The following is a 19,069-nucleotide window of genomic DNA, read 5'->3' as shown; positions in this document are numbered from 1 at the left end:
GGCGGGCCGGGTCGGGTCGTGGGCGCAGTGGAGCCGGCGCGCGGCTGGGAGGGCGTGGGTAGCCAGCTTGCCGTTCGCCTGGCGAAGCTCGATCTGCGTGGCCCGCGCGACCTGCTGCTGCACCTGCCCCTGCGCTATGAGGACGAGACCAGGCTGACGCCGATCGCCAGTGCGCGACCGGGTTGGCCGGCCCAGGTGGAGGGCGAGGTGGTGTCCTGCGAGGTGGTGCTGCGGCCGCGCAGGCAGCTGGTTGCACGCATCGCCGACGCTTCAGGTGCGCTGGTCGCGCGCTGGCTCAATTTCTACCCTTCGCAGAAGCAGCAGCTTGCCGTCGGTCGCCGCGTTCGCCTGTTCGGCGAGGTGCGGGGCGGCTTCTTCGGCGATGAGATGGTGCATCCGCGCGTACGCGCGGTGGAGGCCGGCGAGGGCCTGCCCGAGGCGCTCACACCGGTGTATCCCACCACGGCCGGCCTTGGCCAGGCGACCTTGCGCAAGCTGGTGGCGCGTGCGCTGCGCAGCGAACGCCTCGATGAGCTGCTGCCTGGCGATTGGCTGACACAGCTCGACCTGCCCGGCTTTGCCGAGGCCTTGAAGGCCCTGCATTGCCCCTCACCTGATGTCTCGCCGGCGGATCTGGAGTCGCGCCAGCATCCGGCCTGGCGGCGCATGAAGTTCGAGGAATTGCTGGTACAGCAGTTGTCGCTGCGGCGCGCCTACCTTGCCCGTCGCGCGCGCTCGGCCGTGCCCCTGCCCGACACGCGTGCGCTGACAGCGGCGCTGCTCGATGTGCTGCCCTTTGCGCCCACGGGCGCGCAGCGCCGGGCGGCGGCGGAGATCGCCGCGGACCTTGCCGCGCCGCACCCCATGCAGCGCCTGCTGCAGGGCGACGTGGGCTCAGGCAAGACCCTGGTGGCGGCGCTTGCCATGCTGCAGGCGGCCGAGAACGGCTGGCAGGCGGCGATGATGGCGCCGACCGAGATCCTTGCCGAACAGCACCACCGCAAGCTCGCCGCCTGGTTCGAGCCGCTCGGTCTCGAGCTGGCCTGGTTGTCGGGCAGCCGGCGCAAGCGTGAGCGCGAGGCAGCGCTTGCGCGCCTGCAGCGCGGCGAGGTGCTTCTCGCAGTGGGCACCCATGCGCTGCTGGAAGACCCGGTCAATCTGCCGCGGCTTGCGCTTGCGGTGGTCGACGAGCAGCACCGCTTCGGCGTTCGCCAGCGCCTTGCGCTGCGCGAGAAGGGGGCCTTCGGGCAGCGTCCGCACATGCTCATGATGTCGGCCACGCCGATACCGCGCACCCTGGCGATGACGCATTACGCCGACCTCGACGTCTCGGTGCTCGACGAGCTGCCGCCGGGGCGCACGCCGATCCGTACCCGGTTGGTGTCGGACGCACGGCGCGACGAAGTGGTCACCCGCGTGCGCGCAGCCTGCCTGGGCGGCCGTCAGGCCTACTGGGTATGTCCGCTCATCGAGGAGTCCGAAGCCTTGCAGCTGCAGACCGCGCAGGAGACCTACGACACGCTGGTCGCGGCGCTGCCCGAGCTGCGCGTGGGACTCGTCCATGGCCGCCTGAAGAGTGACGAGAAGTCCGCGACCATGGCTGCCTTTGCGGCCGGCGAACTTGACGTGCTGGTAGCCACCACGGTCATCGAGGTCGGCGTGGATGTCCCCAATGCCAGCCTGATGGTGATCGAGCACGCCGAGCGCTTCGGCCTTGCCCAGCTCCACCAGCTGCGCGGTCGGGTCGGGCGTGGAACGGTGGAGTCGGTGTGCATCCTGATCTACGCCCAACCCCTGTCGCAGACCGGTCGTGAGCGCTTGAAGGTCATCTTCGAGCACACCGACGGCTTCGAGATCGCACGCGCCGACCTGCGCATCCGCGGCCCGGGAGAGTTTGTGGGTGCGCGTCAGAGCGGCGTGCCCTTGCTGCGTTACGCCAGCCTGGAAGACGACGGCGACCTGATCGATCCCGCACGCGAGCTGGCCGAGCATCTGCTGGCGCACGAGCCGGCGCGCGCAGAGGCGTTGATGCGGCGCTGGCTGGGTGCGCGCGAGGGCTTGCTGCAGGCCTGAGAACTCATGCGCGCGGTGTCGCTGAGCGCTCATGCGCGCGGTGTCGACCGGCGAGGTTGGTAGAATGCCGGCCTCCGTCCGTTTCTCTGTTCATGCGCACCCGAATTCACCACGAAACCTGGCACCCGGTGCCGCCGCGCGCCACGCTGCCGCCGCTGCTGCGCCCCTGGCTGACCGATCCCGCGTCGCTGACGGCCCGCATCAAGGCGCGTTGTGGTTGTTTCGCCGTGCGCGTGCTGCGCCAGGGCTTGGGTCAGGCCCAGCGCGACGAGGCTGCGGTGCTTAGCCTGCGTCCGGGTGAGCGGGTGTGGGTGCGCGAGGTGCTGCTGATGGCCGACGGGCGGCCGGTGGTCTTCGCGCGCTCCCTGCTGCCGCGCGCCAACGTGCGCGGCGCGTGGAATCTGTTCCACGGTCTTGGCGCACGGCCGCTTGGCGCCGCACTGTTTGCCGACCCTGCCATCGCGCGCTCGCCGCTCACCTGCGCCCGGCTCGACCGCCGTGACGCGCGCTATCATCGGGCAAGTGCCGTGCTTGCCTCCACCACCAGCGCCGGGGTCCTCGGGCACGACCTGTGGGGACGGCGCTCATTGTTCCGCCTTCACGGCCGTGCGCTCATGGTGAGCGAGTTCTTCCTGCCCGCGATCTTCGACCTGTCACAATGATCCAGACGATGCCTCTCGCCGACCGCCTGCCCCTGTATGCCCGCCTGATGCGCATCGACAAGCCGATCGGCACGCTGCTGCTGCTGTGGCCGACACTATGGGCGCTGTGGGTGGCGGCAGAGGGCTGGCCGCCGCTGCACATCCTGCTCATCTTCGTGCTCGGCACCTTTCTGATGCGTTCGGCCGGCTGCGTGATCAACGACTATGCCGACCGCGACTTCGATGGCCATGTCGAGCGCACTGCCAACCGGCCGCTGGCGACCGGTGCGGTGAGCACGCGCGAGGCGCTGTGGCTGGCAGGGGGGCTCGCCGTGCTTGCCTTCCTGCTTGTGCTGCCGCTCGACGCGCTGGTGATCTGGATGTCGATACCCGCGCTCTTTCTCGCCGCCAGCTATCCCTTCACCAAGCGCTTCTTCGCGCTGCCGCAGGCCTACCTGGGCCTGGCCTTCGGCTTCAGCATCCCGATGGGTTTTGCGGCGGTGCAGGGCACGGTTCCCGCCCTCGCCTGGCTGATGCTGCTCGCCAACACCTTGTGGACCATCGCCTACGACACCGAGTACGCCATGGTCGACCGCCCGGATGATCTCAAGATCGGCATCAAGACCTCGGCCATCACCTTCGGCTGCTTCGACGTGGCCGCGGTCATGCTGTGCTACGCGGGCGCAATTGCCCTGCTGGCTGTCGTGGGCGGGATGATCTCGGCGGGGGCGGCCTACTACCTCGGCCTCGTCCTCGCGGCCGGCATCGCCGGCTACCACTATGTCCTGATCCGCGGCCGCGAGCGTGCGGCGTGCTTCAAGGCCTTCCGCCACAACAACTGGTTCGGTGCCGCCGTGTTCGCCGGCATCGTCCTCGACCATCTGCTGCGCGCGGCTTGAGCGTCGTGCGTCGTGCCCGAACCCCCTTTGCGCTTGCCCCCCTTTTGCGCCTGAACGCCTCTTTCCGGACCTGCCCATGCACTTCATGACCGCCCTCCAGGCTGCCTGGCAGCAGCGCGACAGCCTGCTCTGTGTCGGCCTCGACCCCGATCCTGCCAAGCTCCCGGCCCATCTGCAGGGTCGACCCGATGCCATTTTCGAGTTCTGCAAGGCCATCGTGGACGCCACCGCCGACCTGGTGTGCTGCTTCAAGCCGCAGATCGCCTATTTCGCGGCCCACCGTGCCGAGGACCAGCTCGAGGCGCTGATCGCCCACATCCACGCCGCTCATCCCGCCACCCCGGTGATCCTCGACGCCAAGCGTGGAGATATCGGCAGCACGGCCGAGCAGTACGCCGTGGAGGCTTTCGAGCGCTTCAAGGCCGATGCCATCACGGTCAACCCTTACATGGGGCGCGATTCGGTCGACCCCTATCTGGCCTGGCCCGACAAGGGCGTAATCCTGCTCTGCCGCACCTCCAATCCGGGCGGTTCGGATCTCCAGTTCCTCGAGGTCGACACCCCGCACGGCCGCATGAAGCTCTATGAGCACGTGGCCCGTACCGTCGCCGAGGACTGGAATGCCAGCGGCAATTGCGGCCTCGTGGTCGGCGCCACCTTCCCGGCCGAGATCGCGCGCGTGCGCGAACTCACCGGGGACATGCCGCTGCTGGTGCCCGGCATCGGTGCCCAGGGCGGCGACATCGCCGCCACGCTCACGGCGGGCCGCACGGCGAACGGCACCGGGCTGATGATCAACTCCTCGCGCGCCGTGCTCTATGCCGGCAAGGGCGAGGACTTCGCCGATGCCGCGCGCCAGGTGGCGCTCGACACCCGCGACGCGATCAACGCCCAGCGCTGAGCGCGCGCACGCCACCGCGGCTGCAACTTCCAGCCGGATGCGGCGTCCACCAGCGCCCGTGCCTGCCGTGGCCCGCATCCATCACGAGACGCCCAGCATGAAATACGACGACCTCCGCGACTTCATCTCCCAGCTCGAGGCGCGCGGCGAGCTCAAGCGCATCACCGTTCCGGTCGACACCCACCTCGAGATGACCGAGATCGCCGACCGCGTGCTGCGCGCGGGTGGCCCCGCGCTGTTGTTCGAGAAGCCGGTGACCAAGGGCGTGGCGCAGTCCATCCCGGTGCTCGCCAATCTCTTCGGTACGCCGCAACGGGTGGCGATGGGCATGGGTGAGGACGTCGCCGACGGCAACTGGAGCACGCCGCTGCGCGAAGTCGGCAAATTGCTCGCCTACCTCAAGGAGCCCGAGCCGCCCAAGGGCCTCAAGGACGCCTGGGAGAAGCTGCCGGTACTCAAGCAGGTGCTGAACATGGCGCCCAAGGAGGTCCGTTCCGCCCCCTGCCAGCAAGTGGTGTGGCAGGGCGACGAGATCGACCTCGCCAGGCTGCCGATCCAGCACTGCTGGCCGGGGGATGCGGCGCCACTGATCACCTGGGGCCTGGTGGTGACGCGTGGGCCGCACAAGAAGCGTCAGAACCTGGGCATCTACCGTCAGCAGGTGATCGGCCGCAACAGAGTGATCATGCGCTGGCTGGCGCATCGCGGCGGTGCGCTGGACTTTCTCGAGCACCAGCGCGCGCATCCGGGCGAGCCTTTCCCGGTGTCGGTCGTGCTCGGCTGCGATCCGGCCACCATCCTCGGTGCCGTGACGCCGGTGCCGGATACGATCTCTGAGTACCAGTTCGCCGGCCTGCTGCGCGGTGCCAAGACCGAGCTGGTGAAGTGCATTGGCAACGATTTGCAGGTGCCGGCATCGAGCGAGATCGTGCTCGAAGGCGTGATTCATCCGAACGACATGGCGCCCGAAGGGCCCTACGGCGACCACACCGGCTACTACAACGAGGTTTCCGACTTCCCGGTGTTCACCATCGAGCGCATCACCATGCGCCGCGAGCCGATCTACCACAGCACCTATACCGGCAAGCCGCCCGACGAGCCGGCGATGCTGGGCGTGGCGCTGAATGAGGTCTTCGTGCCGCTGCTGCAGAAGCAGTTCACCGAGATCGTCGATTTCTATCTGCCGCCCGAGGGCTGCTCCTACCGCTTGGCGGTGGTCAGCATCAGGAAGCAGTACCCGGGCCACGCCAAGCGCGTCATGTTCGGCATCTGGAGCTTCCTGCGCCAGTTCATGTACACCAAGTTCATCATCGTGGTGGACGAGGATGTGAACATCCGTGACTGGAAGGAGGTGATCTGGGCGCTCACCACGCGCATGGACGCCACTCGCGACACCACCCTGGTCGATAACACGCCGATCGACTATCTCGACTTCGCCAGCCCGGTCGCCGGCCTGGGCAGCAAGATGGGCCTGGATGCGACCAACAAGTGGCCGGGTGAGACCAGCCGCGAGTGGGGCACGCCGATCGTCATGGACGACGCAGTCAAGGCGCGGGTGGACGCGATGTGGGGCGAGCTCGGGCTGTAGGCGGCAGACCGGCCAGCTTGCGTCTTGCAGTTGCGTTGTCTGCGGATTCGCGGCATGGTCCGCGCTTCGCCCACCCACCCATCCGGTGCGGACGCCTTGGCGCGGTCCGCGCTACGAGGAGCCTCGATGAACAGCCCCCACCCGGCCCCGCTGGCCGCCGGCCAGCCGTCCGAGAACATGGTCACGGTGACCCATCTGGTGTACGCCCTGCACGCCTTCGCGGTGTTCACCGCGGTGGCCGGCTCGGCGACCATCATCTTCAGCTTCATTGCCAGCCTGCCGTCGATCGCGGCGGTGGTCATCAACTACTGGAACCAGACGGCGGTACGCGGTACCTGGCTGGAGAGCCACTTCCGCTGGCAGATCCGCACCTTCTGGTTCGCAGTGATGTGGGTCGCTGTGGCGGTGCTGATGGTGCTGACCGTGATCGGCGTGCCCTTCGCCATCCTGGTGATCCTGCTCGCCGGGCTGTGGATCCTGTACCGCGTGGTGCGTGGCTGGTGGGTGCTGACGCAGCGGCGCGGCCTGCCGATGGACTGATCAAGGCGTTGCCGTCCACAGCCATTCGAGCAGGGCATCCTGTGCCGCGGCGCTGTTGTGGGCCTCAGGGTGATTGACCATCATCACCACCGCATGGCGGTGGCCATTACGGTCGAGCAAGTAGCCGCCGATCGCTCGCACGCCGTTGAGCGTGCCGGTCTTGATGTGGGCCTGGCCGTTGGCCGGGCTGCCCGCCAGGCGGCGGCGCGCCGTGCCATCTACGCCCGCCATTGGCAGCGCGGCGATGTACTCGGGCATCCACGGACGCTGCCAGGCCGCCACCAACATGCGGCCGAGGCTGTCGGCGCGGATGCGCTCGATGCGGGACAGGCCGGAGCCGTTGTCGATGACCAGCCCCTCGGTGGCGATGCCTGCGGCGGCGAGCTGGGCGCTCGCGACGCGTGCGCCGCCGACCACCATGTCCGCTGCGTCCTGATGCGCCGTCCCAAGGCTGGCCAGTAACTGGCGCGCGATGACGTTGCTCGACCACTTGTTCATGTCGCGGATGATTTCGGCAAGGGGCGGCGAATCGTCGCTGAACAGCGGTTGCGTGCCGCTGGCCGGACGCACGCCCGCACGCACGCTGCCGCCCAGGTGTCCGCCGACTTCGCTCCACAGCGCGGCGACCAGGGCGACACCGAATTCGGCTGGTGGGAGAGGTGCGGCACTCCATGTGCGCGGGCCGCAGGCGGCGGGCAGGGTGCCGCTCAGCACCAGTCGACGCCCGCCTTCGATGCTGGCCTGCAGGTCGCGGTACCAGGTCCCGCAGGGGGCACTGGAGGTGAGGATGCGGTTGTCGATGACGATGCCGGCGAGCGGCGGCTCGGCGGCAAGGGTGACCGGCTCGTTGGCGCCCTTGCCCGGGTAGAGTCCGAGCAGCAGGGTGTTGTAGTGCAGCAACAGGCCGTGTGGACCGCTGTTGTAGGGGCGCAGGCCGCGTCCGTCGAAGGCATCGGGGTCGTGGGGTGGCAGGCGTAGCGCTGATGCATCGAGCACGATGTCGCCCTCGATGCGCTCGATACCCAGTGCACGCAGCCGGCGCAGCAGTTTCCACAGGCGGTCATAGCCGAGCACCGGATCGGCGCCGCCGACGAGGAAGAGGTCGCCGTGCAGCACGCCTTCGCGTACGCGCCCCGTCATGGCAATCTCGGTGCGCCAGGTATGCGCCGGGCCGAGGTGCTCGAGTGCAGCGAAGGCGGTGACCAGTTTCATCACCGAGGCGGGGTTCATCGCGCGCTCGGCGTTGACTGCCAGTGTAGGCTGAGCGCCGGTGTCGACCGGCTGCACCCAGATGGAAACCGCATCCACCGGAATTCGTGCGGCGTCGAGTGCGAGTCGCACGCTGGCCGGCAGGGTGGTGCTGGCACTGGTTTGTTGCGCTGCACAGAGCATCAGCGCGAGTACGAAGGCCTTGCTGATGCGCGTAAAAATAAGACTTATCCTGCGGAAATGCGTCATGTTCGTGCCGGATTCACTGACGATCTGGCTGCAGACTGGATTAGCATTGCAAACATAAGGCAATGGAAATCACGCAATGCAGCATGGGTTGCGTTACCAGCGGCACACAGCTTGCCGGAAAGGATCGGATTATGAGCGGATTCGGACACTACGAGCGCACTGCAGACGAGCTTGAGCGCGAGATCGTCAAGCGCGGCATTGCAATCGGCATCGACTGGCAGGATGCCGCGCGCCTGCGTGAGCTGGCGGCGAGAGCGCTGAGCTGCACGCCGGGTTGCATGATGAAGATGCTGCGCAGTCCCATTCGACAGGAAAAGCTAACCGGAGAGCTGTTCGCGCTTTCCGAGCTGATGTTCGAGAACATGCGCCAGAGCGCGGAGGTGGGCATGCATACCCACGGTGGGCCGGCCTGGAAGGCATTTGGGCGCGCCCTCTATGAGGCCTACGACGCCGGGGTGGTGCGCGACGCCGACCCTGTTCCCGCCATGGAGGGGTGAAGCTGCGATGAGGGTGAACGGGGCCGGCGCGGGCACGGCCCCACTGCGTCAGGCCAGCGTGCGTTCTGCGGCAAACAGTTCGGCAACGGTCTCGCGGCGGCGGATCTCGTGCATTTCGCTGCCGTCGATGAGCACCTCTGCCGCACGCGGGCGGGTGTTGTAGTTCGAGCTCATCGTCATGCCATAGGCGCCGGCGGACAGGATGGCGAGCAGATCGCCGGCGTTGACCTTCAGACTGCGGTCATGGGCAAGGAAATCGCCACTTTCGCAGATCGGTCCGACAATTTCGTACACCTGCTCGTCGCCGTCATGCGGGGTTACGGCGACCACCTCGTGCCAGGCATCGTAGAGCGCTGGACGGGCAAGGTCGTTCATGGCGGCATCGACGATCGCGAAGTTCTTCGTCTCGCCCGGCTTGAGGTACTCGATGCGGGTGAGCAGCAGGCCGGCGTTGCCGACCAGGGAGCGTCCGGGCTCGAAGCACAGCTCTTCCTCGCGCCCTGCGAATACAGCCAGCAGGGGGGCGAGGTAGTCGGCCACCGTCGGCGGCATCTCGTCACGGTAGCGGATGCCAAGTCCGCCGCCTAGGTCGATGTGCTCAAGGGCGATGCCCGCGGCACCGAGCCGGTCGACCAGATCGAGCAGCTTCTGTGCGGCCTCGGCCATCGGTGCCGGGTCGAGGAGCTGGGAGCCGATGTGGCAGGCGATGCCTGCGACGCGCAGGTTCGGTAGCGCCGCTGCGCGCTGATAGAGCGCGAACGCGTCGGCGAAGGCGACGCCGAACTTGTTGCCCTTCAGTCCGGTCGAGATGTAGGGGTGGGTCTTCGGGTCGACATCGGGATTCACGCGCAAAGCGATCGGTGCCGTGCTGCCGAGTTCGCCGGCCACGGCGTTCAGGCGCTCGAGTTCTGCCGCAGACTCGACGTTGAAGCAGCGGATGCCCGCCTCGAGGGCGATGCGCATCTCGGCTGCGGTCTTGCCGACGCCGGAGAAGACGATGCGGTCGGCACGTCCGCCTGCGGCCAGCACGCGTGCAAGCTCGCCTGCCGACACGATGTCGAAGCCGGCGCCCAGGCGCGCGAATACCGACAGGATGCCCAGGTTCGAGTTGGCCTTGACCGCATAGCACACCAGGGCGCGGCGGCCGGCGAGTGCCTCTTGCCATGCCGTGAAGGCCGACTCGAGCGCGGCCCGGGAATAGACGTAGGTGGGCGTGCCGAAGCGCGCTGCGATGTCGGCCAGCGGCCGCTCCTCGAGCCAGAGTGCGCCTTCGCGCAGCTGCAGCGTGGGTACCGGCAGGTTGGGGCAGGCAGGGGTGTTGGCGTTCATTCGATCAGGCGTTCCGGGCGCAGGTCCGCAGGGACGATGGGTTTGTTATGATCGGCGCCCGCCGGGGCCTGTCCGCCGGGGGCAGGCAGGTAGAGCGGGCCTTTGATGCCGCATGCCGACAGCAGCGCGCAGGCAAGCGCGATCGCGGTGAGTTTGGCTCGCATGGCCGTCATTCTGGAAAAACCGGAATCCTAACAGAAGGAATCAGCATGGAAGAGTCTGCATTCAACGCCCTTGCCGAAGCCGAGCTCGCCCGCATCGAGACCGCACTCGAGGCGTGTGGGGCGGACATCGATATCGAACCCAAGCCGGGCGGCATCCTCGAGCTCGAGTTCGACAATGGCAGCAAGATGATCATCAACCGTCACACCGCCGCGCGGGAGATCTGGGTTGCGGCGAAGTCGGGCGGTTTCCACTTCCGCTTCGAGGGTGAAAGCTGGGTCAATACGCGTGACGGCCGTGAGCTGTGGGCCATGCTTGCGGACCTCGTTGCCGCCCAGGCCGATCAGCCCGTGCAGCTGAATCCGCAAGCCTGAGCGAGCTCAGCGCCCGATGGGGGTCGGCATGCGATCCACCACGGGTGCCGGAGCCTGAGCCGGAGGGGGCAAGGGGGGCAGGCGCGCAGGCGGCGCCGGCGGGATCGCCTCGCTGGGGGCTTCCATGGCCGGTGAGGTGTCGGCTGCGAACATCTGTTGCAGCCAGTCCGGCGCGGCAGGCGGCTCGGGGGGCGCGTATTCCGCGTAGTGGAAGTCCTGTCGCGTACCCAGGCCATTGTCGACCAGGATCAGCCCGTTGGGGCGTGGCAGCTGCGTTTCGGGCACGCCTTCCAGGGCGCTGGCCATGTAGTTGATCCAGATCGGCAGCGCCGCCGCGCCGCCCGTCTCGCCGCGCCCCAGGTTGCGGGGCTGGCTGTGGCCGACCCAGGCCACGGCTACGAGTTCGGGGTGATAGCCGCAGAACCAGGCGTCGACATAGTCGTTGGTCGTCCCGGTCTTGCCGGCCAGGTCGGTGCGCTTGAGGCTGCGCGCGCGGGTCGCCGTGCCACTCTGGACCACGTCGCGCATCATCGAGTCCATGAGCCAGGCGTTGCGGGCGTCGATCACACGCGGTGCGCTCTGGCCTGCGACCGGCGGGTCGGTGCGGGCGATCAGGCGACCGTTGCCATCGTAGATCTCCTTCACGATGTAGGGCTCTATGCGATAGCCGCCGTTGGCGAATACCGCATAGCCCGCGGCCATCTCCCAGGGCGTCGCTGCGCCTGCGCCCAGTGCCAGCGTCAGGTAGGCCGGGTTGCGCGCGCCATCGAAGCCAAAGCGGGTGAGGTAGTCGCGGGCATACTCCGGGGTGATCTGCTCGAGCAGGCGGATCGCGACCATGTTCTTGGAGCGTGCGAGCGATTCGCGCAGGGTCATCGGCCCGGCATAGCGGCCGTCGTAGTTCTTGGGCTCCCAGGCCTTGCTGCCGGTGACGCCGGCCGGGTAGTAGAGCGGTTCGTCGGCAAGCACGTTGCCCGGGCCGAACTCGCGCTCGAGCGCAGCCGAGTAGATGAAGGGCTTGAAGCTCGATCCAGGCTGGCGCAGCGCTTGGGTGACGTGGTTGAACTTGTTGCGATTGAAGTCGAAACCGCCAACCAGGGCGCGCACCGCGCCAGTGCGCGAGTCGATCGACACGAGGGCGGCCTGCACCTCGGGTAGCTGGGCAATCTCCCAGGCGTCGTTGCCGCTGTTGCGCAGGCGCACGACAGCGCCGGGGCGGATGCGGCGGCTCTGTGGCGCCTTTTCGGCGAGCATGGGGGCAACGAAGGCGAGGCCTTTGCCGCTGATCGTGATCTGCTGGCCTCTGCGGTAGGCAACGACCTCCTTGGGCGAAGCCTTGACGACCAGTGCCGCGAGCAGGTCGCCATGGTCGCTGTGGTCGCTCAGCGCTTCGTCCAGGCGCGCGGCGTCGACCATTCCCGAGGGCAGGTCGACAAATGCCTCCGGGCCGCGGTAGCCGTGGCGGCGGTCATAGTCGAGCACGCCGCGACGCAGGGCGGCATAGGCGGCCTCCTGGTCCTTGCGGGTCACCGTGGTGACGATGCGGATACCCAGTTCGTAGGCCTGCTCGCCGAACTGTTCGACGGCAATCTGGCGCGCCATCTCCGCGACATGGTCGCCGGGCACGACGATGTCCTGGTTCTTGCGGGCAGCCGCGATGTCGCGCTGGCTCTGCTTCGGGGTGGCGAATGCAAGCGCCTCTTCGTATTGCGTACTACTGATATAGCCAGCCTCGAGCATGCGGCGCAGCACGTATTGCTGGCGTACCGCTGCGCGTGCCGGATTGACGATCGGGTTGAAGGCGGAGGGCGCCTTGGGCAGGCCGGCAAGCATGGCCGCTTCGGGCAGGTTCAACTGGTCGAGTGTCTTGCCGTAGTAGGCGCGCGCAGCTGCAGAGAAGCCATAGGCGCGCTGCCCGAGGAAGATCTGGTTGATGTAGAGCTCGAGGATCTGGTCCTTGCTGAGGTTCTGCTCGATCTTGAGCGAGAGCAGGATCTCGTAGAGCTTGCGGTTGTAGGTCTTCTCGCGCGAAAGAAAGAAGTTGCGCGCAACCTGCATGGTGATCGTCGATGCGCCCTGGCCGCGGCCTCCGGTCGATAGATTGGCGATCGCCGCGCGCGCAAGACCGACCAGGTCGATCCCGGGGTGCTCGTAGAAACGCTCGTCTTCGGCGGCCAGGATGGCGTGCTTCAGCGTCGACGGAACGTCGGCGATGCGAACTACATCACGGCGTTCTTCGCCGAATTCGCCGATGAGGTGGCCGTCCGCCGTATATACTCGCAGCGGCACGCGCGGCCGGTAGTCGGTGAGCGTGTCGAGGGCAGGGAGATTCGGCCAGGCAAAAAAGGCCATCGCCGCAAGTGTGGCGAGGCCGAGAGTGATCAGCGCAAGCAGCGCTGTGATCGGATACAGGACCCAGCGCATGGGAAATCCGGGGTTGTGGCAGGTGGGCAGGCATTATAAGGGAAGCGCAAGTCTGGCCCCAGTCGATCCTGTATGCAGCATGTGTCAGAAATGCAGTTTGCTTTACACCCCATGGCCTTGTTGCTAGCATTCTAGAAGCCTGCTCAGGTTCTGCGCGTAACATAAAGAAATGTAAGGACTTTCTTTGTGATTGAAATCCCCTTTCTCAGCTCAGCGGCACGTCAGCTTGCCGGGCTCGACATCTCGTCCTCATCGGTCAAGCTGGTCGAGTTGTCCGGGGGTGACAAGGACGCTTACAAAGTCGAGCGCTACGCAATCGAGTCCTTGCCGCGTGACGCCGTCGTCGACGGCAACATCGCCAACCTTGAGGCGGTCAGCGAGGCGATCAAGCGCGCGTTGCGCCGTTTCGGTGGCAGCGTCCGCAATGTTGCGGTGGCCCTGCCGTCGTCGTCGGTCATTACCAAGAAGATCATCCTGCCTGCGGGCTTGCGCGAAACCGAGATGGAGTTCGCCGTCGAGTCCGAGGCCAATCAGTACATCCCGTTCGCACTCGAGGAGGTCAATCTCGACTTCCAGGAGATCGGGCCGGCGCCCGGCAGCCAGGGTGACGTCGAGGTGCTGATTGCCGCGTCGCGCAAGGACAAGGTCGAGGATCGGGTTGCCGTGGCCCAGGCTGCCGGGCTCAAGGCGGTCATCGTCGATGTCGAGTCGCTCGCCACCGAGGCCGCGCTGGAACTGGTCTGCCGCCAACTGCCACGCGCAGGCGCCGATCAGGTCGTCGCCCTGGTCGATGTCGGTGCCAATGTCATGAACGTCACGATGTTTCGCAACGGGCAGTCGCTCTATGCACGCGAGCAGGCCTTCGGTGGCGTGCAGCTCACCCAGGACATTGCGCGCCAGTATGGCATGAGCTTCGAGGAGGCCGAGACCGCCAAGCGCGCCGGGTCATTGCCCGACAGCTATGCGCGCGACCTCCTGCGGCCTTTCATGGACAGCCTGGCGCTCGAGGTTTCGCGCGCGCTGCAGTTCTTCTTCACCTCTACACAGTTCAACCAGGTCGATCACATCGTGCTTGCCGGCGGCTGTGCCGTGATGCCCGGCCTTGGTGATGTGGTCGGGGCGCGCACCCAGGTCGACACCATCATCGCCAACCCGTTTGCCGGCATGACGATCAATGCCAAGCTGCGGCCCAAGAGCCTGCTGGCCGATGCGCCCTCGCTGATGGCGGCTTGCGGCCTCGCGCTGCGGAGGTTCGACGCATGATCCGCATCAACCTGCTCCCCCATCGCGTCGAGAAGCGTCGCCAGCGCCGTCATCAGTTCTACGCGGTCTCCGGGCTCATGATCGTGCTTGGCGCATTGATCGGTTTTGTCGTCCATGCGGTTTACGAGGGCTACATCGACAGCCAGCGCGAGCGCAACAACTTCCTGAAAGCAGAGATCGCAAGTCTCGATCGCGACATCGCCGAGATTCGACGCTTGCGTGGGCAGATCGACGCCATGCTGGCGCGCAAGCAGGTCATCGAGTCGTTGCAGACGACGCGGGCCGAGACCGTCCATTTGTTCAATGAACTGGCGCATCGCATGCCGGACGGTGTCTATCTGAAGTCCATCCAGCAGAATGGCCGCCGCGTGACGCTGGTTGGGTATGCGCAGTCAAACGCGCGAGTTTCGCACCTGATGCGCAACCTCGAGTCCTCTCCCTTCCTCGAGTTGCCGGTCCTCGTCGAGGCCAAGGCGGCGAGGCTGGACTCCCGGCGAGTCAGTGAGTTCACCCTGGGTATCGGCATCCGGCAGCCCAGCGCGGAAGTCACGGAAGCCGCTGCCGGTGGCGCCACGGGAGCGACGCAATGAGTACCGGTACCAGACTTGGAAAGGGCATCGATCTCGATCGCCTGGTGAATGACTTCAAGGGTCTGGATCCCAATGATCCGGGCTTGTGGCCGCTCGCGCCTCGGGTGGCTGTGTTCGTCGGCTTGTTCGTGCTGACGATTGCCGGCTTCTGGTGGTTCGACTGGCAGGACCAGGCCGCTTCGCTAGAGCGCGTGCGCGCCGAGGAGCAGCAGCTGAGGGACAGCTGGATCGCCAAGAAGCGGCAGGCGGTGAATCTGGAAGAGCACCGGCGGCAGCTTGCCGAGATCGACCGTCAGTTCGGCGCGCTGCTCAAGCAACTGCCCAATCGTGCGGAGATGGACTCGCTGCTGTCGGACATCAACCAGGCGGGCCTGGGTCGTGGCTTGCAGTTTGAGCTGTTCAAGCCGGGTGCTGACGTGGTCAAGGAGTTCTACGCCGAGATGCCCATCGATGTCAGGGTTCAGGGGGTCTATCACGACCTTGGCGAATTCGTCGCCGATGTCGCGCGCATGCCGCGAATCGTCACGCTCAACAACGTCGCCCTGGGAGCGGGCGAGGATGGCAAGCTCAAGTTCGAGGCCAAGGCGACCACCTATCGTTATCTCGACGAGGAAGAGCTCGCCCAGCAGCGCCAGGCGGCTCAGGCTGCAGCGGCAGCGCAGAGGAGCAGATGATGAAGAGGGCTTCATTGGTCGCGGCCTGCGCATTGCTTGCCGGGTGTGCCGGTGGCAACCAGGACGATCTGCAGGCATGGATGACCGAACAGGCGCGGACGATGCGTGGCTCGGTCATGCAGTTGCCCGAGTTGTTGCCGCTGGCCGTTGTCGATTATGCGGGTGTTCAGGGCGACGACCCTTTCCGGTCGGCACGCATGGAGCCCGAACGGCGTGCTGCGAGTGCGCTGAGGCCTGACATGGACCGCCGCCGCGAGCCTCTCGAGGCTTACCCGCTCGAATCCATGCAGATGGTGGGTGTCCTTGAGCAGGGCCGTACCGTACATGCCCTGGTGAGCGTCAATAACACCCTCCACCAGGTAAAGGTCGGACATTACATGGGACAGAACTTCGGGGTCGTCACCGCCATCAGCGAGAGCGAAGTGACCTTGCGCGAACTCGTCGAAGACGTCTACGGCGACTGGGTCGAAAGGACCAGTTCGCTGGTATTGCAGGAGCAGCAGGAGACCAGAAAATGAGACATCGAATCGGAATGCTGCTGCTGGCGGCGATGGTCGCCGGCGTAGCGCCCGTGCCTTCTGCCCTTGCGCAGGGGGCGGAGCAGGCGCAGGCGCTGTCGAACCAGATCGAGGGGCTGGAGGTTGCCGAGCAGGGGGGTACCCTGTATGTGCGCCTGACCCTGAAGGAGCCGCTGACAGCTGTGCCGCCCAGCTTCAGCGTGGCCAATCCGGCGCGCATCGCCTTCGACTTCGCTGGCACGGCCAACGGGTTGGGTCGCAACGTTCAGGCCATCGACCAGGGTGACCTGCGCAGTGCCAACATCGTGCAGGCTGGCGATCGCACGCGGCTGGTGCTCAACCTCGTACGCATGAGTCCCTACGAGACGCGCGTCGAGGGACGCGACGTGATCGTCGCCATCTCGCCGGTCAACGTCCAGGCCGCGCGCGCGAGCGTCGCCTCGGAATCGCGTGGCAATTTTGCCGAGGCTCCGGTTGCCGCCGCGTCGGCGTTTGCGGTGCGTGACATCAATTTCCGGCGTGGCACCGAGGGAGATGGCCGCGTCGTCGTCGATCTTTCGAGTGCGGATACCGGTATCGACATCCGCCAGCAGGGCGGCAATCTCGTCGTTGATTTCCTCAAGACGTCGCTGCCAGAGCATCTGCGCCGGCGTTCGGATGTCACCGACTTCGGCACTCCGGTGACTTCGATGACGGCGCAGCAGGTCGGCGACCGCGTCCGCCTCACAGTCACGCCCAACGGCTTGTGGGAGCACAACGCCTACCAGAGCGACAACCGCTTCGTGCTGGAGGTCAAGCGACTGGTCGAGGATCCGAACCGCCTGGTGCAGGGGGCGGCGCGTGGGCAGTATCAGGGCGAGAAGCTGTCGCTCAACTTCCAGAACGTGGACGTGCGTTCGGTGCTGCAGGTCATCGCCGACTTCACGAACTTCAACATCATCACTTCCGACTCCGTTCAGGGTGGCCTGACGCTGCGACTGAAAGACGTGCCGTGGGACCAGGCGCTCGACATCATCCTCCAGGCCAAGGGTCTGGACATGCGCAAGAACGGCAACGTGATCTGGGTCGCGCCGGGTGACGAACTGGCAGCGCGTGAGCGCCTGCAACTCGAGGCGCGGGCTCAGGTCAAGGATCTCGAGCAGTTGCAGACCGAGAGCTTCCAGATCAACTACCACAAGGCCAAGGAGATCTTTGATTTCCTGAAGAGCAAGGACCAGACCATGCTGTCCTCGCGTGGTAGCGTGGTGGTCGACGAGCGCAGCAACAAGGTCTTCGTGACCGATGTGGCGTCCCGTCTCGATGCGCTGCGGCGTCTGGTTCAGGAGATTGACGTTGCGCCCCGGCAGGTGTTGATCGAGGCGCGCATCGTCGAGGCCAGCAAGACCTTCTCGCGCGAAATCGGTGTCCGCCTTGGCCTTGGCAGCCTTGGGACTGCAAAGCTCGGCAACCTGGGTCAGGTCGGGTTCGGCAAGTCGGCGTTCGGAACGAGAGCGCTGGAGGTTGTCGGCCAGCAGCCCACGGATCCCCAGCCGGGCGATCCCGTGATTCCGGGCTTCATCCGCGAGACCTTCAGGCCCGGAACGACATCGGTCAACTCGATTGGTCAGGTGGTGACTCAGGGCGGTGACGTCGTCAGCGGGCGGCCGGTTGCCGGCGCCTTTGGTGCGCTGAATCTGACCCTCTTCAACAACAGCCTGACGCGCTTCCTCAATCTCGAACTGCAGGCGCTCGAGGCCGATGGCCGTGGCCGAGTCGTTTCCAGTCCGCGTGTGCTGACGGCCAACCAGGTCGAGGCTTCGATCGAGCAGGGTACCGAGATTCCCTATCAGGAGGCGTCGAGCTCCGGTGCCACCAGCGTTTCGTTCAAGAAGGCCGTGCTGGCGCTGAAGGTGAAGCCGCAGATCACACCAGACGGGCGGCTTCAGTTGTCGATCGAGGTGAACAAGGATCGTCCGATCTATGAACGGGCGCTGCTCGGTGTGCCGCCGATCGAGACCAAGAACGTCAAGAGCGAGGTCCTGGTCGAGAACGGCGGCACCGTCGTGATCGGTGGCATCTACGAGGAAGAGGAGTCCACTGGGGTGGACAAGGTGCCGGTGCTCGGTGACGTGCCGGTGCTGGGGCATCTGTTCAGGGCGCAGAAGCGGGTCTCCGACCGCAAGGAGCTGCTCGTCTTCATCACGCCGCGTATCGTTGCCGATTCTCTGACGCTCCGCTGAGCGGCGGCGGCAGCTGTTACAATGCCGGGGCGGGCATTCCGAAAGGGTGCCCGCCCTTTTTCATCTGGACTTCCGGCGAGTCACGCGTGAGCTGTCTGATACTGATCGGCATGATGGGCGCCGGCAAGACCACGGTAGGCAAGGAGCTGGCGCGGCGGCGCAAGCTGCGCTTTGCCGACTGCGACCACGAGATCGTTGCCCGTACCGGGGTGACTATCCCGACCATTTTCGAAATCGAGGGCGAGGCGGGTTTTCGGCGTCGTGAGACGCAGATGATGGATGAGCTGACCCTGGAGCCGGACATCGTCATCGCCACCGGTGGCGGCGTGGTGATTGCCCCCGAGAACCGTGCGCTGATGCGCGAGCGTGGTGTGGTGGTTTACCTCAACGTGCCGCCGCAGATCCTGTACGAGCGCACCCGCCACGATCGCAACCGCCCGCTGCTTCAGGTGGAGAACCCGCGCCAGCGCATCGATGAACTCTACCGTCAGCGCGATCCGCTCTATCGCGAGGTGGCCCACATCATCGTCGATGGCGGGCGCACGAATCCCGGAACCATGGTGCGCCTGATCGAGGACGCGCTGAAGAAACGCGAGCACAGTACATGCAGACCCTGAACGTCGCTCTCGGCGATCGCGCCTATCCCATTCACATTGGTCGCAGCCTGCTCGGGCGAGCCGATTTGATCCTGCCCCACCTCAGGACGCGACGCGTGGCGATCGTCACCAACGACACCGTCGGCCCGCTCTACCTTGAGGTTCTGAGCACGGCGCTGGCGCAGGCGGGGGTTGGCGTCTCTGCGGTCAGCCTGCCGGATGGCGAGGCCTACAAGGACTGGGAGACCCTCAACAGGATCTTCGACATGCTGCTTGCCGAGCGCTGCGAGCGTTCCACCACCCTGATCGCACTGGGGGGGGGG

At 66.2% G+C, this 19,069-nt stretch carries 18 protein-coding genes and 1 pseudogene; 15 read left to right on the top strand and 4 right to left on the bottom strand.

Going from position 1 to position 19,069, the window contains the following annotated elements; all coding sequences use genetic code 11:
* Nucleotides 1-18: 18 nt before the first annotated feature.
* The 6 genes from recG to B447_RS16805 all read left to right on the top strand — a co-directional run bounded on the left by recG (nucleotide 19) and on the right by B447_RS16805 (nucleotide 6,642).
* A complete protein-coding gene (recG, locus tag B447_RS16830; protein WP_002943100.1) occupies nucleotides 19-2,073 on the top strand; it encodes an ATP-dependent DNA helicase RecG in 2,055 nt (684 codons plus the stop codon).
* 92 nt (nucleotides 2,074-2,165) lie between these two features.
* Nucleotides 2,166-2,735: a chorismate--pyruvate lyase family protein gene (locus B447_RS16825; RefSeq protein WP_198291829.1), complete on the top strand. Its 570-nt coding sequence runs from the start codon at nucleotides 2,166-2,168 to the stop codon at nucleotides 2,733-2,735.
* On the top strand, nucleotides 2,732-3,613 hold the full coding sequence (gene ubiA / locus B447_RS16820) for a 4-hydroxybenzoate octaprenyltransferase (protein WP_002943094.1): 882 nt from the start codon (nucleotides 2,732-2,734) through the stop codon (nucleotides 3,611-3,613). The genes B447_RS16825 and ubiA overlap by 4 nt, the downstream gene beginning before the upstream one ends.
* A gap of 76 nt (nucleotides 3,614-3,689) precedes the next feature.
* Nucleotides 3,690-4,514, top strand: a complete 825-nt coding sequence (gene pyrF, locus B447_RS16815; RefSeq protein WP_002943093.1) for an orotidine-5'-phosphate decarboxylase — start codon at nucleotides 3,690-3,692, stop codon at nucleotides 4,512-4,514.
* Between the two features lie 97 nt (nucleotides 4,515-4,611).
* On the top strand, nucleotides 4,612-6,102 hold the full coding sequence (gene ubiD / locus B447_RS16810; protein WP_002943080.1) for a 4-hydroxy-3-polyprenylbenzoate decarboxylase: 1,491 nt from the start codon (nucleotides 4,612-4,614) through the stop codon (nucleotides 6,100-6,102).
* Nucleotides 6,103-6,228: 126 nt separating this feature from the next.
* Entirely contained in the window at nucleotides 6,229-6,642 is a 414-nt protein-coding gene (locus tag B447_RS16805) for a DUF4870 family protein (RefSeq protein ID WP_002925785.1), read from the top strand.
* On the opposite strand, the gene dacB is transcribed toward B447_RS16805, so the two are convergent.
* The gene (gene dacB, locus B447_RS16800; protein ID WP_002943078.1) at nucleotides 6,643-8,100 is read right to left on the bottom strand and encodes a D-alanyl-D-alanine carboxypeptidase/D-alanyl-D-alanine endopeptidase; all 1,458 of its coding nucleotides are present in this window, start codon (nucleotides 8,098-8,100) and stop codon (nucleotides 6,643-6,645) included.
* Nucleotides 8,101-8,231: 131 nt separating this feature from the next.
* Here dacB and B447_RS16795 point away from each other — a divergent pair, with 131 nt between their 5' ends.
* Nucleotides 8,232-8,597 carry a hypothetical protein gene (locus B447_RS16795; RefSeq protein ID WP_002925787.1) on the top strand — a complete coding sequence of 122 codons (366 nt, stop codon included), beginning with the start codon at nucleotides 8,232-8,234 and terminating at the stop codon, nucleotides 8,595-8,597.
* 48 nt (nucleotides 8,598-8,645) lie between these two features.
* Here the strand turns inward: B447_RS16795 and lysA are convergent, their stop codons facing one another.
* Nucleotides 8,646-9,926, bottom strand: coding sequence for a diaminopimelate decarboxylase (gene lysA, locus B447_RS16790; protein ID WP_002943075.1), 1,281 nt, complete (start codon nucleotides 9,924-9,926; stop codon nucleotides 8,646-8,648).
* Nucleotides 9,923-10,090 carry an LPS translocon maturation chaperone LptM gene (lptM, locus tag B447_RS22310; protein WP_232431661.1) on the bottom strand — a complete coding sequence of 56 codons (168 nt, stop codon included), beginning with the start codon at nucleotides 10,088-10,090 and terminating at the stop codon, nucleotides 9,923-9,925. Before lptM ends, lysA begins: the two co-directional genes overlap by 4 nt.
* Before the next feature lie 45 nt (nucleotides 10,091-10,135).
* Here lptM and cyaY point away from each other — a divergent pair, with 45 nt between their 5' ends.
* Nucleotides 10,136-10,462, top strand: coding sequence for an iron donor protein CyaY (gene cyaY, locus B447_RS16785; RefSeq protein WP_002943073.1), 327 nt, complete (start codon nucleotides 10,136-10,138; stop codon nucleotides 10,460-10,462).
* A gap of 6 nt (nucleotides 10,463-10,468) precedes the next feature.
* On the opposite strand, the gene B447_RS16780 is transcribed toward cyaY, so the two are convergent.
* Complete coding sequence (locus tag B447_RS16780) at nucleotides 10,469-12,886, bottom strand: penicillin-binding protein 1A (protein ID WP_002925793.1); 2,418 nt, start codon at nucleotides 12,884-12,886, stop codon at nucleotides 10,469-10,471.
* A gap of 186 nt (nucleotides 12,887-13,072) precedes the next feature.
* Between B447_RS16780 and B447_RS16775 the strand changes: the two genes are divergently transcribed.
* The 7 genes and pseudogenes from B447_RS16775 to B447_RS16745 all read left to right on the top strand — a co-directional run.
* Nucleotides 13,073-14,149, top strand: coding sequence for a pilus assembly protein PilM (locus tag B447_RS16775; protein WP_002925794.1), 1,077 nt, complete (start codon nucleotides 13,073-13,075; stop codon nucleotides 14,147-14,149).
* A complete protein-coding gene (locus B447_RS16770) occupies nucleotides 14,146-14,739 on the top strand; it encodes a PilN domain-containing protein (RefSeq protein ID WP_002943065.1) in 594 nt (197 codons plus the stop codon). The genes B447_RS16775 and B447_RS16770 overlap by 4 nt, the downstream gene beginning before the upstream one ends.
* Nucleotides 14,736-15,413 (top strand): type 4a pilus biogenesis protein PilO, encoded by a 678-nt coding sequence (locus B447_RS16765; RefSeq protein ID WP_002925796.1) that lies wholly within the window; start codon nucleotides 14,736-14,738, stop codon nucleotides 15,411-15,413. Before B447_RS16770 ends, B447_RS16765 begins: the two co-directional genes overlap by 4 nt.
* Nucleotides 15,413-15,931 carry a pilus assembly protein PilP gene (locus tag B447_RS16760; RefSeq protein ID WP_002925797.1) on the top strand — a complete coding sequence of 173 codons (519 nt, stop codon included), beginning with the start codon at nucleotides 15,413-15,415 and terminating at the stop codon, nucleotides 15,929-15,931. Before B447_RS16765 ends, B447_RS16760 begins: the two co-directional genes overlap by 1 nt.
* Nucleotides 15,928-18,150: a type IV pilus secretin PilQ gene (pilQ, locus tag B447_RS16755; protein WP_198291828.1), complete on the top strand. Its 2,223-nt coding sequence runs from the start codon at nucleotides 15,928-15,930 to the stop codon at nucleotides 18,148-18,150. The genes B447_RS16760 and pilQ overlap by 4 nt, the downstream gene beginning before the upstream one ends.
* Before the next feature lie 86 nt (nucleotides 18,151-18,236).
* Nucleotides 18,237-18,767 (top strand): shikimate kinase, encoded by a 531-nt coding sequence (locus tag B447_RS16750; protein ID WP_002943061.1) that lies wholly within the window; start codon nucleotides 18,237-18,239, stop codon nucleotides 18,765-18,767.
* Nucleotides 18,755-19,069, top strand: a pseudogene (locus tag B447_RS16745) (3-dehydroquinate synthase); the annotation flags it as partial. The gene B447_RS16750 and the pseudogene B447_RS16745, both read left to right, overlap by 13 nt.

Source organism: Thauera sp. 27 (assembly GCF_000310125.2).
Classification (GTDB): domain Bacteria; phylum Pseudomonadota; class Gammaproteobacteria; order Burkholderiales; family Rhodocyclaceae; genus Thauera; species Thauera mechernichensis.
Note: the sequence above shows the minus strand (reverse complement) of the source record. Positions and strands in the feature narration are given on the sequence as shown.

Bases quoted from the DNA above. Each gene is read 5' to 3' on its own strand.
- B447_RS16825 (WP_198291829.1), top strand. From the start codon at position 2,166: ATGCGCACCCGAATTCACCACGAAACCTGGCACCCGGTGCCGCCGCGC.
- lysA (WP_002943075.1), bottom strand. From the start codon at position 9,926: ATGAACGCCAACACCCCTGCCTGCCCCAACCTGCCGGTACCCACGCTG.
- pilQ (WP_198291828.1), top strand. From the start codon at position 15,928: ATGAGACATCGAATCGGAATGCTGCTGCTGGCGGCGATGGTCGCCGGC.
- B447_RS16765 (WP_002925796.1), top strand. From the start codon at position 14,736: ATGAGTACCGGTACCAGACTTGGAAAGGGCATCGATCTCGATCGCCTG.
- B447_RS16770 (WP_002943065.1), top strand. From the start codon at position 14,146: ATGATCCGCATCAACCTGCTCCCCCATCGCGTCGAGAAGCGTCGCCAG.
- pyrF (WP_002943093.1), top strand. From the start codon at position 3,690: ATGCACTTCATGACCGCCCTCCAGGCTGCCTGGCAGCAGCGCGACAGC.
- cyaY (WP_002943073.1), top strand. From the start codon at position 10,136: ATGGAAGAGTCTGCATTCAACGCCCTTGCCGAAGCCGAGCTCGCCCGC.
- B447_RS16780 (WP_002925793.1), bottom strand. From the start codon at position 12,886: ATGCGCTGGGTCCTGTATCCGATCACAGCGCTGCTTGCGCTGATCACT.
- dacB (WP_002943078.1), bottom strand. From the start codon at position 8,100: ATGACGCATTTCCGCAGGATAAGTCTTATTTTTACGCGCATCAGCAAG.
- ubiA (WP_002943094.1), top strand. From the start codon at position 2,732: ATGATCCAGACGATGCCTCTCGCCGACCGCCTGCCCCTGTATGCCCGC.
- B447_RS16795 (WP_002925787.1), top strand. From the start codon at position 8,232: ATGAGCGGATTCGGACACTACGAGCGCACTGCAGACGAGCTTGAGCGC.
- lptM (WP_232431661.1), bottom strand. From the start codon at position 10,090: ATGCGAGCCAAACTCACCGCGATCGCGCTTGCCTGCGCGCTGCTGTCG.
- B447_RS16760 (WP_002925797.1), top strand. From the start codon at position 15,413: ATGAAGAGGGCTTCATTGGTCGCGGCCTGCGCATTGCTTGCCGGGTGT.
- B447_RS16805 (WP_002925785.1), top strand. From the start codon at position 6,229: ATGAACAGCCCCCACCCGGCCCCGCTGGCCGCCGGCCAGCCGTCCGAG.
- ubiD (WP_002943080.1), top strand. From the start codon at position 4,612: ATGAAATACGACGACCTCCGCGACTTCATCTCCCAGCTCGAGGCGCGC.